A 13,708-nucleotide genomic window follows, 5' to 3' on the forward strand; every position below is an offset into this window, starting at 1 on the left:
GGTGGCACGAGCCTGATGTGGCGCTCGTAGAAGTTCCGCAGACTTCAGGCGTGTGCGGGCGCTTCCGGGTAGCGTTGGCGATCTTCGGTGTTCTTGTACTTTGTCGCGCATCCCGTGCTGGGATGGTGCTGGGATGCGCCTGCATTTCCGCAGGTCACGGCCTTGTGATGGAGTTCCGCTTCAACGTCTGATCCGTGTCCGATCGACGACGGAAGGGCCGGGCTCGGGTGAGTCCGGCCCTTTCGGCGTGCTCGGGGCGGCCCGGGTGGGTGGATTCGGACGGTGGGGGTGGGGGCGGGGAACTTCGCGTCGTCGGTGACCCTCTTACCCCACGTATCCTCGACTGCCGGGGAAACGGGGGCCGGGGACAAGGGATCGCGGAGGTATCAGGTGGAGTTCCGGCTGCTCGGCTCCGTTGCGCTGGTGACGGAGGACGGCGACGTAGCCCTGGGGCCCGCCAAGCGGTCCAGTCTGCTCGCCATGCTTCTGCTGCGGCCCAACGGTGCCGTGAACGTGGGGCAGTTGATCGATGCCCTCTGGGAGGACGAGCCGCCCACGCATGCCAAGACCGTGCTCCAGGGGCACGTCTCGCGGCTGCGGGCGCTGCTCGCCGAGCACGGGGCGGAGGCGTACGGGGTCGAGCTCGCCACCCAGGGGTCGGCGTACGTGCTGCGCATGCCGGAGTCGCTCGTCGACGCCCACCGTTTCGAGGAGCTCGTCGGGCTCGCCGGGGTGCAGCGGCATCCCGGCGACGCCGTGCGGATGCTGCGCGAGGCCCTCTCGTACTGGCAGGGGCCCGCGCTCACCGGGACCGTCCACAGCCGGCCGCTGGAGGCCGCCGCCGGGGGGCTCGAGGAGTTGCGGCTGGCCTCCGTGGAGGCGCTGGCCGAGGCGTACGGGGCGCTCGGCGAGCACGGCCGGGCCGCCGCCGTGCTCCGTACCGAGGCCGTCGCCCACCCCCTGCGCGAGTCCCTGGCCGCCGCGCTGATGCTGGCGCTCGGCCGCGCGGGGCGCCAGTCGGACGCCATCGACTGGTACCACCGCACCCGGCGGCTGCTCGCGGAGGAGCTCGGGGTGGACCCCGGCGAGGCGCTCAGCGAGGCGTACGCGACGCTCCTGCGCTCCGCCGAGCCCGCCGCCCGCGTCCCCCGCCCGGCCCTCCCCGTCGAGGCGGCCGTCGCGTTCGCCGCGCCGGAGCAGCTGCCGCGCGCGCCGCGCGGCTTCACCGGCCGGGGCGCCGAGCTGGCCGGCCTCGACCGTGCCGTCGGCGGTGTGGTCGCGCCGCTGTGCCTCGTCACCGGGCCCGCCGGCGTCGGCAAGTCCGCGTTCGCCGTCCACTGGGCGTACGAGCGGCGCTCCGGCTTCCCCGACGGGCGACTTTTCGCCGATCTGCGCGGCTTCAGCGACACCCCGGCGCCCGAGACCGCCGCCGTCCTCCGCGAGTTCCTGCTCGCCCTCGGCGTCCCGGCGCTGCGGATCCCGGAGGCCGCCGACGCGCGCGGCGCGCTCTTCCGCTCCCTCACGGCGGGCCGCCGGCTGCTCGTCGTCCTCGACAACGCCCGCTCCTCCGAGCAGGTCAGGCCGCTGCTGCCGGGCGGCGACCTCTGCGCGACGGTCGTCACCAGCCGCGACCGGCTCAGCGGCCTCATCGCCTCGGACGCCGCCCGGCCGGTGCCGCTCGGGCAGCTGCCGCCCGCCGACTCGGCCGCGCTGCTCGCCACCGTGCTCGGCGAGGCGCGGGTCGCCGCCGAGCCCGCCGCCGCCGAGCGGCTCGCCGGGCTCTGCGACGGACTGCCGCTCGCGCTGCGCGTCACGGCGGCCCGCCTCGCCGAGCGGCCGCAGTGGACGCTCGGTGCGATGGTCGGCGAGCTCGCCGACGAGCAGGTTCGGTTGACACTGCTGGATGTGGAGGACGTCGGTGTCTCGGCGGCGCTGCGTCTCACCGTGCAGCAGCTGCCCGATTCCGCCGCCCGGATGTTCCGCGCGCTCGGCCTGCACACCGGATCCGACCTGGACCGTTTCGCGGCGGGCGCGCTCGCCGGCACGTCCCCCGCGCACGCCTCCGCCGACCTGGACCGGCTCGCCGCCGCCCACCTCCTCGCCGAGGCCGTCCCGGGCCGCTGGAGCCCGCACGACCTGGTGCGCCTCTACGCCCGCCACCTCGCCCCGGAGGCCGACCCCGAGGGCCTGCCCCGCCTCCTGGACCACTACCTCTATACGGGGCTCGCCGCCGACGCCGCCGCCGAACCGGGCTCCCAGCCCTGCTACTCCCTGCCCGCCGACGCCCGACGGCCCGCCGCGACGCGGGAGTTCGAGGACCGTACGGCGGCGCTCGACTGGTACGTGGCCGAACGTGCCGCCCTGGAGGGCGCGGTGGCCGCCGCCGCGGCGCTCGGCCTCCACGACCGGGCCTGGCGGCTCGCCCTCGTGCTGTGGCCGCTGATGCTCATGCGGATCGGGGACGGCTGGACGCCGCTCCTGGAAGCCGGGCTCGCCTCCGCCGAGCAGGTGGGCGACTTCGACGCGCAGTCGCGCACGCGGGCGCTCCTCGGCTGGGTGCTGCACGAGGAGGGCCGGGACGCCGAGGCGCTCGTCCACCTGGAGAAGGCGCCGATCCTCGCCGCCCGGGCCGGGGACGCGGTCAGCGAGGCGATCGCGTACGTCAACTACGCCGCCGTCCTCGACGCGGCAGGGGAGCACGAGCGGGCCGGACTGCTCATGGTCCACGCGGTGTCGCTCGCCGACCGCACCGGCCATCCGTCCACCCAGGTGCTGACCCTCCAGCACCTGGCGACGCACTGCCTGAAGGCGGAGCACTACGACGAGGCGCTCGCGCACACCGTTCGCGCGGGGGAACTGGTCGCACCCGACGCGGTGGTCGTCCGGGCCCAGCTGCAGATCGTCCGGGGTGAGGCCCTGGCCGGCATAGGCCGTCTTGAAGAGGCTGCTGACCAGCTGAAACGGGCGATCGCGGCGGCCGACGCGGCCGGTTTCACCGAGGGTTCGGCCCGGGCGGCGGAGCGGCTTTCGCGGTTGTCAGCGGATCGTTAGCGGTACGTAAGCGGGACGGCAGTGCGGGGCCGGAAGCTGGATACAGCACGCAGTACGGATGTACGTACCGCGTCGACCTAGAGCTTCACGGGGGAGAACCATCATGCGTACTCAGTACAAGACCACCGTCCTGGCCGCCGCCGCCCTCACCGCCCTCTCGCTGGGCCTGACCGCCTGCGGCGGCGACACCGACACCGGCGCCAAGGACGCGGGGAACGCGAGCAGCTCGCAGCAGGCCGCGGGCAAGGCGGACACCGGCAAGACGGACACCGGAACGGCGGACACCGGTACGGGCACGACCGGGGGCCAGGCCGGGGGCCAGACCGGCGCGGGCGACGACGCCGCCGGTTCGGCGAATCAGGCCTCGGTGAAGGGCGCCACCGCGGGCGGGTCCGCGTCCGGCGGCACGAGCAAGGCCACCAGCGGTTCCACCGGCGGCAAGACCGACGCCAAGGCCCCGGCCTGCGCTCACGGCGACGTCAAGATCACCGCGGCGAAGGCCGACGAGGTCCCCACCGAGCACATCGTCCTCACCGCCACCAACGTCTCCGGCCGCTCCTGCACCCTCCTCCAGTACCCGCTGATCGCCTTCGGCGACATCCAGACGGCCAAGGACGTCCCGGCCGTCGCGAAGAGCAAGCCGGCCGCCCCGGTCGTCCTGGGGCCCGGCGCCCCGGCGTACGCCAACGTGCGCGTCGCGCTCGGCGGTGTCGACGAGGAAAACAAGGTCGTGAAGAGCTTCAACGTGAACCTCTTCGCCGCCGACGGCCCGGCCGAGGGCAGCGTCGTCGTCAACGCCCCCGCCGGTGGCCTCGCGGTCGACGAGGCCGCCGCCAAGACGGGCTACTGGACGGCCGAGCTGCGCAACGGCGCCGACGAGTTCTGATCGGTACGAGGCCCTCGACGCCCCCTAAGGCCTGTCCGGCGGATCAGGGTCGGACAGGTCCTAGCGCGCCAGGCCCGTCTTCGCGCCCGCCCCGCACAGCGGGACCACGGTGAGGCCGGGGCGCGGCGCGGCGGCGCCGACCGCCGCCCAGCAGGCCACGCCCGTCGCCTCGACGAAGAGGCCGCGGGCCGCCAGGTCCCGCTGGGCGGTACGGATCTGGTCCTCCGTCACCGTCAGGAACGTGCCGCCCGTCTCGCGTACCGCCCGCAAGATCTGGCGGGCGCGGGGCGGTGCCGGGATCGCGATGCCCTCGGCGAGGGTGGGGCGCGAAGGGGCCGGGCCCGCGATGTCGTCCGCGCCCGCGTGGAAGGCGGTTGCCAGCGGGGAGACGGCCTCGGCCTGCACGGCGACCAGGGCCGGCCGGGTGTCCGTGAGGCCCTGGCGGTGGAGTTCGTCGAGGGCGAGGGCGGCACCGAGGAGCAGCGTCCCGTTGCCGACGGGGACGACGATCGTGTCGGGGAGCCGGCCGCCGAGCTCCTCCCAGAGCTCGTACACATAGGTCTTGGTGCCGTGCAGGAAGTACGGGTTGTAGACGTGCGAGGCGTAGAACGTGCCGGGTGCGTCGGCGGCCTCCCGGGCCGCCCGGGCGGTGGCCTCGCGGTCGCCGGGCACCTCGACGACGCGGGCTCCGTGCGCCCGGATCTGCTCCAGCTTCTTCGGGGACGTGCCCTCGGGTACGTACACGAGGCTGTCGAGCCCGGCCCGGGCTCCGTACGCGGCGATCGCCGTGCCCGCGTTGCCGCTGCTGTCGGCCACGACTCGGTCGAGGACCCCGGCGCGCGCCAGGCGCAGGGCGTGCGCGGCGAGCATCACCGCGCCCCGGTCCTTGAAGGAGAGCGTCGGCATGAGGAAGTCGAGCTTGGCCGAGACCGTGTCGGTGAGGGGGACGAGGGGCGTGCGGCCCTCCCCGAGGGTCACTTCGGGCCCGTACGGCATCGGCGGCAGCGCCTCCTCGTACCGCCACAAGGAATTCACACGTGACGCGAGGGACGTGAGTGACGGGAGGGAGGAGGGCTCCGGTGTGAACTCCAGGTCCCAGGGGCCACGGCACTTCGGACAACACCAGGTGAGCGCGTCCGTGGAGGAGTGAACCTGGCAACGGGGGCACACGTAGGCGGTCATGGGGCCAGCATGTCAGCCGTGTGACACGGCTGTGTCGGCCCCGGCGTGACCCTTGTGTGATTCCTATGGATCCGCCAATCTTTCGCTCGGCAGCCGGACATGGGAAGCGGCGTGGACACCTCGCGCCGTCTTGTCATGCTCATGCCTTCCCCCACAGCAACGCACCACCAATGAGGAGGACCCCTCACATGTCAGTGATGCGTGATTCACGTCGCCGAATAGCCACGGCCGCGGCCATCGCCGTCGCAGCCCTCGCCCTCGGCTCCGCCTCCACCCTCCCGGCCGTCGCCTCACCGGCCGCCGCGGAGGGCGTCATCGAGAACGCCGGAGCCGAAGGCACCATCGCGGGCAGCTACATCGTCACCCTCGACGAGTCCGCGCAGGCGGAGACCGCCAAGGGCCGGGCGGTCGCCGCCAAGTTCGGCGCGAAGATCAAGCGGACGTACACCTCGGCGATCAACGGCTACTCCGTCGAGCTCTCCGAGGCGCAGGCGAAGAAGCTCGCGGCCGACCCCGCCGTGAAGTCCGTCGTGCAGAACCGCGTCTTCACGATCGACGGTACGCAGCCCTCCCCGCCGTCCTGGGGCCTCGACCGGATCGACCAGAAGGCCCTCCCGCTGAACCAGAGCTACAGCTACCCGGACACCGCGGGCCAGGGCGTCACCGCGTACATCATCGACACCGGTGTCCGCATCAGCCACAGCGACTTCGGCGGCCGCGCCTTCAACGGCTACGACGCCATCGACAACGACAACACCGCCCAGGACGGCCACGGCCACGGCACCCACGTCGCCGGTACGGTCGCGGGCACGTCGTACGGCGTCGCCAAGAAGGCCAAGATCGTCGGCGTCCGCGTCCTCGACAACTCCGGCTCCGGCACGACCGAGCAGGTCGTCGCGGGCATCGACTGGGTGACGCAGAACGCCGTCAAGCCGGCCGTCGCGAACATGAGCCTCGGCGGAGGCGTCGACACCGTCCTCGACGCCGCCGTCCGCAACTCGATCGCCTCCGGCGTCACGTACGCGGTCGCCGCGGGCAACGACAGCGCCAACGCCTCCAACTACTCGCCGGCGCGCGTCTCCGAGGCCATCACGGTCGGCTCCACGACCAACACCGACGCCCGGTCCAGCTTCTCCAACTACGGCACGGTCCTGGACATCTTCGCGCCGGGCTCCTCCATCACCTCGTCCTGGAACACCGGCGACACCGCCACCAACACCATCTCCGGTACGTCGATGGCGTCCCCGCACGTCGCGGGCGCCGCGGCCGTCTACCTCGCGGGCAACCCGACGGCGACCCCGGCCCAGGTCTCCACGGCCCTGACGACCGCCGCCACCCCGAACGTCGTCACCAACCCGGGCACCGGCTCCCCGAACCGGCTGCTCTTCGTCGGCGGCGGCACCACCACCCCGCCCACCGGCCCGAAGTTCGAGAACACCGCGGACTTCGCCATCGCCGACAACACGACCGTCGAGTCCCCGGTCACCGTCAGCGGCGTCACGGGCAACGCCCCCTCCGCCCTCCAGGTGCCGGTGAACATCGTCCACACCTACATCGGTGACCTCCAGGTCCAGCTGATCGCCCCCGACGGCTCGGCGTACACGCTGAAGGCCTTCGGTACGGGTGGCAGCGCGGACAACATCAACACCACGTACACCGTGAACGCCTCCTCGGAGGTCGCCAACGGCACGTGGAAGCTGCGCGTCACGGACAACGCGAACGCCGACACCGGCAAGATCGACTCCTGGGGCCTGCAGTTCTGAGCCTGTCCCGGTACCCGTAGGAGCTGAAGGGTGAGGGGTGGTCGCCCGCGGGCGGCCGCCCCTTCGGCGTACCCCGGGTCGGTTGGTGCGGGGGCTCACCGCGTACGATGCGCGCTCGTTCGCCTGTTCGCATCAGCCGCCCCGAGGCGCCCCGAGCAGCCCCAACCCGCCCCAACAGGAGCACGTCAGCCGTGGAGCCGACCCAGCCGCCCCAGCAGCCCTCGTCGCCCCAAGGAGCCCCGCAGCAGCAGGGCTGGCCCGCCCCCGGCCCGTACACCTCGCCAGGAGGGCCGTACGCGGCCGGTCCCTACGGCGTCCCGCCCGGCATGCCCGCCCCCTACGGGCAGCCCAGGCGGACCACCAACGGGCTCGCCATCGGCTCCCTCGTCTCCGGCATCGTCTGCTGCCTCCCGCCCCTCGGTCTGATCCTCGGCCTGATCGCCCTTCCGCAGATCAGGAAGAGGGACCAGGCGGGCAAGGGGCTCGCGATCGCGGGCATCGTCCTCTCCGTCGTGAGCTGCCTGCTGCTCGTCCTCGGCCTCGTGACCGGCGGCATCGGCGCGGCCGTCCACGGCTTCAAGGAGGGCGTGGACGAGGCGTCGCGCACCAAGTCGCCGTTCGAGCTGCGCACCGGCCAGTGCTTCGGCGACGACGGCAAGCTGAAGGACGAGTACGCGACGGACGTCGAGATCGTCGACTGCGCGAAGCCGCACGACGGCGAGGTCACCGGCACCTTCAAGCTCACCGGCTACGACAAGTGGCCCGGCGAGTCGGAGCTCGACGGGGTGGCGGAGAAGCGCTGCGACACGATCAACTCCGCCTACGCGCTGGACACCTGGGGCGTCCCCGTGGACGTTTCGGTGTACTACTACATGCCGAGCAGCCAGAGCTGGCGCCTCGGCGACCGGACCGTGATCTGCGCGTTCGCGAGCGGCGAGGGGTCGTTCTCCGGTTCGGTGCGGTCCGACGCGAGCACCCTGACCGCCGACCAGGAGCACTTCCTGAAGACCGTCAACCCGATCGAGACGGTCGGCTTCCGGGAGCCGGAGGACGACCCGGACGAGGACTTCGCGGCCAACAAGGCATGGGCCGGGGAGATGCTGGCGGCGATCGGATCGGCGCGCGCCGGTCTGGGCGAGCACTACTGGCCCGGCGCCTCCACGGCCCCGGTCGCGGCGCTCGGCAAGCAGCTCGACGCGGCCGCGAAGCAGTGGCGGAAGCTGGCGGGGGCGGCCGACGCGGACGCCTACTGGGAGGCGTACGACACGGCCTGGGACACCCTGCCCGAGGACCTGGGCGCGAAGGCACGGACCGGGCTCGGCCTGACGGACACGCCGCCGGTGCACGACGGGGCGAGCAGCTCGGCCTGACGGGCGGCGGAGGGCGTACGGGTACGAGTACGGGGCCGGGTACGGCCTACGGACTGCGGGGCCGGGTACGGACTGCGGGGCCGGGTCTCCTTTGGGAGGCCCGGCCCCGTCGTGCGTGTTCCGGCGAGGGCCTAGCGTCGGGTCAGGCCCCGGTCGATCGCGGTGATCAGCTCACCGTCCGGGGTGTCGCCGTCGAGGGACCAGATCATGGCCCCGCCGAGGCCCCGCTGGCGGACGTAGGTCGCCTTGGTGCGCAGCACGGTGGGGTCGTCGTAGGTCCAGAGGGTGGTGCCGTCGAAGAGCCAGGCGTGGCCGTTCCGGTAGCCGCGGTGCAGCGTGTACGTACCGGAGTCGGCGAGCGTCTTGAGGTGCTTGTAGTCCTCGGAGCCGGCGGCCCAGGTGGCCGGGGCGGGTCCGGTCGCGGGCTGTCCGAGGCCGTCGCCGCCGCCGGTGACGCCGGTCCAGCCCTGGCCGTAGAAGGGCATGCCGACGACGAGCTTGTGGGCGGGGGCGCCGCGCCGCAGCCAGGACTTCACGGTCCCGTCGACGCTCCAGTCGTCCTTGGCGAAGAGCGCGGACTGCTGGGCCGTCGTGGTCTCGCCGGAGACGTGGAAGTCATAGCCCTGGAGGTTCACGAAGTCGAAGTCCCGCATGATCTTGGCGACTTCGAAGCCCGCGTCGATCTTGGCGGGGGCGGTGGGCACGTACGCGCTGAGGTCGTAGCGCTTGCGCTGGGGCAGCGAGCGCCCGTAGGAGTCGAGCTGGGTGCGGAACTCCCGTACGAGCTTGGTGAAGTTGGGCTTGTCCTCGGGGCGGATCACGTTCCCGGGGGCGCCGTCCGAGCCGGGCCACTCCCAGTCGAGGTCGATGCCGTCGAAGAGGCCGGCGGCGGCTCCGGCGCCGCCGCGGGCACCGTCGACGGGCAGGTTGCCCTTGATGTACGTGTCGATGCAGGAGGCGACCAGCGTCTTGCGGCCGGCGTCGGTGCGCACGGCGTCGGAGAAGTACGCCGATCCGCTCCAACCGCCCAGCGAGATCATGACCTTGAGGCCCGGGTTCTTCGCCTTCAGCTCGCGCAGCTGGTTGAAGTTGCCGGCGAGGGGCTGCTCGGCGGTGTCGGCGACGCCGTCCACCGAATCGGCCGTGTCGACGGGGCGCACGTAGTCGGCCCACGGGTCGGAGCCGGGCACGTTGCCCATGAGGCACTTCCCGTTCGAACCGACGCTGCCGAAGGCGTAGTTGATGTGGCTGAGCTTCGCGGCCGTGCCGCTGGTCTCCAGGTCCTTGACCTGGAAGTCCCGCCCGTAGATGCCCCATTGGGTGAAGTACCCGATGCGCTTCAGCGAGTGGGTGGGGGAGGAGGGCTGGTGCGAGGGCTGGTGCGCTTCGGCCGTGGGGGCCAGGGTGGCGAGGAGGCCGAGGGTGGCCGCTGCGGCGGCGCCGAAGGTCAGCTTGGTCAGGGCTCTGGGGCGCATGGGCTCGTTCCTGTGCGAGGCGGGATGGCGCGTGCGAGGTGGAGCGTGCGAGGTGGAGCGTGCAGGCAGGAACGTATTGGTCTGTACCAATAAAGGTCAAGAGGTGCGGTGGGGGCGGGATGGGGGCGAGGCGGGGGCGCGACGGGGGTCCGGCGGCGCCTACTCGCGGTGACCGTGGGCAGCAAGGCCTGCGACCGGCGCGTCATCACTTCGAGTGAAACTTTGGCCCATGCTTGCGGATTGCGACCGTCGGTTGTCAGTCTGTAGCTGACAGTCAACCTGAGGGGAGTGTCCAGTGACATTCGGTGAGCAGCCCGCCTACTTGCGCGTGGCGAGCGATCTGCGGGAGAAGATCGCCAACGGCTCGCTTCCGCCGCACACCCGTCTCCCGTCGCAGGCGCGCATCCGCGAGGAGTACGGGGTGTCGGACACCGTCGCGCTGGAGGCCCGCAAGGTGCTCATGGCCGAGGGGCTCGTGGAGGGCCGCTCCGGCTCGGGGACGTACGTGCGGGAGCGCCCGGTGCCGCGCAGGATCGCCCGCTCCGGCTACCGCCCGGCGTCCGGCGCCACCCCGTTCCGGCAGGAGCAGGCGGCCGAGGGGGCCCGGGGGACCTGGGAGTCGCGCAGCGAGCAGGAGCCGGCGAGCGCCGAGGTGGCCGCCCGGCTCGACATCGAGCCGGGGGAGCGCGTGATGCGCACGCGGTACGTCTACCGGGACGGGGGCGAGCCCATGATGGTCTCCACCTCCTGGGAGCCGCTCGCGGTCACCGGCCGGACACCGGTGATGCTGCCCGAGGAGGGCCCGCTGGGAGGCTGTGGCGTCGTCGAGCGGATGGCCGCCATCGACGTGGTCGTGGACAACGTGGTGGAGGAGGTCGGCGCCCGCCCCGGCCTCGCCGAGGAGCTCCTCGCGCTCGGCGGGGTGCCGGGCCATGTGGTCATGGTCGTCGAGCGGACGTACTACGCGTCGGGACGGGCCGTCGAGACGGCGGACGTCGTGGTCCCGGCCGACCGCTACCGCATCTCCTACCACCTGCCGGTCCGCTGAGGGGTGTCCTGCCCGGGGGTCCTGCCCAGGGTGTCCTGCCCGGGGGTCCTGCCCGGGGTGTCCTGCCTGTCGGGGTCGGTCGGGCCCTGCCCCGGCGTGCCGGGTCCGCGGATGTCCTGCCGACCGGTGAGCGGACCCGGCTGTCCGGGCCGCTTGACCGGGAGTTAACGGGGCGTCAGTCCGCGTAACCGCCCGGCAATCGCGGACCGCGACAAGTCGTCATGCCCGGCTCCTACCTTCCTGCTCCGTACCCGCGATCCGGTCGGACGACAGGAGCCCTCATGACGGACACGGTCACCACACCCACCCCGGAGCCGGGTGGGGGCACCTCCCAGACCCTCCAGGTGCCGGACGAGGTCACGCCGCCGCCCGGGCCCCGCCGCAGCTACGCGAAGCTGGCCGCGGACGAGAGCCGCGAGGACTACTCGCTGCGCTACGCACCGCACTCCTTCCGGCGCTGGTCGCCCGCCACCGTGGCCGGCACGGCCCTCGGCGGCATCGCCTACCTCGCCGACTTCGCGATCGGCGCCTCGATCGTCTTCACCTACGGCTTCGGCAGCGGCCTCGCCTCGATCCTCACCGCCGCCGCGATCATCTTCCTCACCGGCATCCCCATCGCCCGGGCCTGCGCGAAGTACGGCCTGGACATGGACCTGATCACCCGGGGCGCCGGCTTCGGCTACTTCGGCTCCACGCTGACCTCCCTGATCTACGCCTCCTTCACCTTCATCTTCTTCGCGCTCGAAGGCTCGATCATGGCCCAGGCCATGCACCAGGCCGTCGGTCTCCCCGTCGAGATCGGCTACCTGGTCACGACGCTGATCGTCATCCCGATCGTCTTCCGCGGGATGGGCGCGCTGGCCAAGGTGCAGGCCTGGACCCAGCCGATCTGGCTCATCGGCCTGGTGCTGCCCTTCGCCGTCCTGGCCTTCGAGGCCCCCGACGCCTGGGGCGCCTTCGGCTCCTTCGGCGGTACGGAGGGGGCCGGCGCGGGCTTCTCGTGGATCGGCTTCGGCCTCGGCACGGGCGTCGCGCTCTCCCTGATCGCGCAGATCGGCGAGCAGGCCGACTATCTGCGCTTCATGCCCGCGAAGACGGAGGCCAACAAGCGCCGGTGGAACCTCGCCGTGCTCGCCGCCGGACCCGGCTGGGTCGTCATCGGCGCGGCCAAGCAGCTCGGCGGCGCCTTCCTCGCGTTCGTCGCCCTGGAGGCCGTCGGCAAGACCCACGCCCTGGAGCCGATCGCCCCGCAGATCGAAGCGCTCAAGCCCTGGCTGGGCTCCTTCGCCCTGCCCGCGGCCGCGGTCTTCGTGATCGTCTCCCAGATCAAGATCAACGTCACCAACGCCTACAGCGGATCGCTGTCCTGGTCGAACTTCTTCTCCCGCGTCACCCACCGCCACCCCGGCCGCGTCTGGTACATCTTCCTCAACCTCGCCATCGCGCTGACGCTGATGGAGATGAACATGTTCGCGGCCCTCAACAAGCTGCTCGGGTTCTACTCCAACGTCGGCATCGCCTGGATCGTCGCCGTCGCCGCCGACCTCGTCATCAACAAGAGGGCCGGCTGGAGCCCCCCGTACATCGAGTTCAAGCGCGCCTATCTGTACGCCGTGAACCCGGCCGGCTTCGGCGCCATGGTCATCGCCTCGGCCGTCTCGATCCTCGCCTTCTTCGGTCTCTTCGGTACGTACGCGGAGGCGTTCTCCACGTTCATCGCCGCCGCCCTCGCCCTCGTCCTCTGCCCGCTGATCGCCTGGGCGACCAAGGGCCGCTACTACCTGGCCCGCCCGAACCCGGTGAACGGACCGGACGCGGCGGTGGCCGACGAGCGGGCGACCCACACCTGCGCGGAGTGCGAGACGGCGTACGAGCTGCCCGACATCGCCGACTGCCCGGTGCGGTCCGGCCCCGTCTGCTCCCTCTGCTGCTCGCTCGACGCCGAGTGCGGCGACGTCTGCCGCAAGGAGCCCGAGGGCGCCGGCGCCCCCGTCCTGCTGCCACTGCCGACCGTTCCCCGGGCTGCCCCCGGCGCGTAGCTTCGGCCTCCCTCCGTCGGTTACCGGCCGATCCGTATCTCTTTGTGAAAACTCATATCCGCTGTGTGAAGGTCAGGCGTAAGCTCCGGCATATGCGGATTGCGGTTTCCTGGAGATCGTTGGAGATGCCCGGACCGGCGGAGGGAGAAGCCTGATGAGCGACAGCGGCGCCGATCTTCCCTGGCTTGTCATACGGCAGGACGACAACGGCAACCGCTACCGCGTAGGGCGGTATGCGACCAAGGACGAAGCCCAGAAGATCGCGGACAGCCTCGACGACCGCGGTCACCGGCAGCTCTACTGGGTCGAGCGCATCGGCACCCCGGCCCTCTGAGTCCGGCGGGCGCCGTCCGGCCCGGGCTACGCTCGCGCCCATGACGGAACGCACCACCGACCCCACCGGCCCCACCGCGCCCCACGGCACCGACCCCGGTGTCGTGGTCGTCGTCGCGGGGGCCGTGTACGACCGGGGGCGCCTGCTCGCCGCCCGCCGCAGCGCCCCCGCCGAGCTCGCCGGCCGCTGGGAACTCCCCGGCGGCAAGCTCGAACCGGGCGAGAGCCCCGAAGAGGCCCTGGTCAGAGAGTTGCGCGAGGAGCTCGGCGTCGAGACGGAGCCGGGCGAGCGCATCCCCGGCGAGTGGCCGCTGAAGCCCGGATACGTCCTGTGGGTGTGGACCGCCCGGCTGCTCTCCGGCGAACCGCGCCCGCTGGAGGACCACGACGAGCTGCGCTGGCTCTCCCGGCACGAGCTGGACTCGGTCGACTGGCTCGACCAGGACCGCCCGGCCGTCGCCGAGGCCGCCCTGAGGCTCCCGCCGGCTCCTGTCGACGGAGCGCGCGACTGAGTCTCTACGCCGTTCGTGCCACCGTGCGCCCACGGCTGCGCCCGACACG

10 protein-coding genes are annotated in these 13,708 nt (G+C 72.3%); 8 read left to right on the forward strand and 2 right to left on the reverse strand.

The features are described 5' to 3' along the window. Positions 1-390: 390 nt before the first annotated feature. Both ACZ6K0_RS05290 and ACZ6K0_RS05295 read left to right on the forward strand, forming a co-directional pair. The gene (locus tag ACZ6K0_RS05290) at positions 391-3,051 is read left to right on the forward strand and encodes an AfsR/SARP family transcriptional regulator (RefSeq protein WP_376402270.1); all 2,661 of its coding nucleotides are present in this window, start codon (positions 391-393) and stop codon (positions 3,049-3,051) included. A gap of 103 nt (positions 3,052-3,154) precedes the next feature. Beyond that, positions 3,155-3,937, forward strand: coding sequence for a DUF4232 domain-containing protein (locus ACZ6K0_RS05295; protein ID WP_469227807.1), 783 nt, complete (start codon positions 3,155-3,157; stop codon positions 3,935-3,937). Positions 3,938-3,997: 60 nt separating this feature from the next. Here the strand turns inward: ACZ6K0_RS05295 and ACZ6K0_RS05300 are convergent, their stop codons facing one another. Further along, a complete protein-coding gene (locus ACZ6K0_RS05300) occupies positions 3,998-5,119 on the reverse strand; it encodes a pyridoxal-phosphate dependent enzyme (protein WP_469227805.1) in 1,122 nt (373 codons plus the stop codon). Positions 5,120-5,307: 188 nt separating this feature from the next. Here ACZ6K0_RS05300 and ACZ6K0_RS05305 point away from each other — a divergent pair, with 188 nt between their 5' ends. After that, on the forward strand, positions 5,308-6,882 hold the full coding sequence (locus ACZ6K0_RS05305) for a S8 family peptidase (RefSeq protein ID WP_469227803.1): 1,575 nt from the start codon (positions 5,308-5,310) through the stop codon (positions 6,880-6,882). Positions 6,883-7,073: 191 nt separating this feature from the next. Next, the gene (locus ACZ6K0_RS05310) at positions 7,074-8,252 is read left to right on the forward strand and encodes a DUF4190 domain-containing protein (RefSeq protein WP_469227801.1); all 1,179 of its coding nucleotides are present in this window, start codon (positions 7,074-7,076) and stop codon (positions 8,250-8,252) included. A 131-nt stretch (positions 8,253-8,383) separates the two neighbouring features. On the opposite strand, the gene ACZ6K0_RS05315 is transcribed toward ACZ6K0_RS05310, so the two are convergent. Next, entirely contained in the window at positions 8,384-9,727 is a 1,344-nt protein-coding gene (locus ACZ6K0_RS05315; RefSeq protein WP_469227800.1) for a glycoside hydrolase family 18 protein, read from the reverse strand. Between the two features lie 295 nt (positions 9,728-10,022). Here ACZ6K0_RS05315 and ACZ6K0_RS05320 point away from each other — a divergent pair, with 295 nt between their 5' ends. The 4 genes from ACZ6K0_RS05320 to ACZ6K0_RS05335 all read left to right on the forward strand — a co-directional run bounded on the left by ACZ6K0_RS05320 (position 10,023) and on the right by ACZ6K0_RS05335 (position 13,659). Beyond that, on the forward strand, positions 10,023-10,775 hold the full coding sequence (locus ACZ6K0_RS05320) for a GntR family transcriptional regulator (RefSeq protein WP_024760850.1): 753 nt from the start codon (positions 10,023-10,025) through the stop codon (positions 10,773-10,775). Between the two features lie 281 nt (positions 10,776-11,056). After that, positions 11,057-12,814, forward strand: a complete 1,758-nt coding sequence (locus tag ACZ6K0_RS05325; RefSeq protein WP_376402286.1) for a purine-cytosine permease family protein — start codon at positions 11,057-11,059, stop codon at positions 12,812-12,814. A gap of 154 nt (positions 12,815-12,968) precedes the next feature. After that, a complete protein-coding gene (locus ACZ6K0_RS05330) occupies positions 12,969-13,148 on the forward strand; it encodes an SPOR domain-containing protein (protein WP_376402289.1) in 180 nt (59 codons plus the stop codon). A gap of 40 nt (positions 13,149-13,188) precedes the next feature. Continuing rightward, complete coding sequence (locus tag ACZ6K0_RS05335; RefSeq protein WP_469227797.1) at positions 13,189-13,659, forward strand: (deoxy)nucleoside triphosphate pyrophosphohydrolase; 471 nt, start codon at positions 13,189-13,191, stop codon at positions 13,657-13,659. Positions 13,660-13,708 lie beyond the last annotated feature (49 nt).

The organism is Streptomyces sp. NPDC042346 (assembly GCF_055581845.1).

Coding starts and splice junctions, on each gene's coding strand:
- ACZ6K0_RS05315 (WP_469227800.1), bottom strand. CDS start 9,727: ATGCGCCCCAGAGCCCTGACCAAGCTGACCTTCGGCGCCGCCGCAGCG.
- ACZ6K0_RS05295 (WP_469227807.1), top strand. CDS start 3,155: ATGCGTACTCAGTACAAGACCACCGTCCTGGCCGCCGCCGCCCTCACC.
- ACZ6K0_RS05330 (WP_376402289.1), top strand. CDS start 12,969: ATGAGCGACAGCGGCGCCGATCTTCCCTGGCTTGTCATACGGCAGGAC.
- ACZ6K0_RS05325 (WP_376402286.1), top strand. CDS start 11,057: ATGACGGACACGGTCACCACACCCACCCCGGAGCCGGGTGGGGGCACC.
- ACZ6K0_RS05305 (WP_469227803.1), top strand. CDS start 5,308: ATGTCAGTGATGCGTGATTCACGTCGCCGAATAGCCACGGCCGCGGCC.
- ACZ6K0_RS05300 (WP_469227805.1), bottom strand. CDS start 5,119: ATGACCGCCTACGTGTGCCCCCGTTGCCAGGTTCACTCCTCCACGGAC.
- ACZ6K0_RS05335 (WP_469227797.1), top strand. CDS start 13,189: ATGACGGAACGCACCACCGACCCCACCGGCCCCACCGCGCCCCACGGC.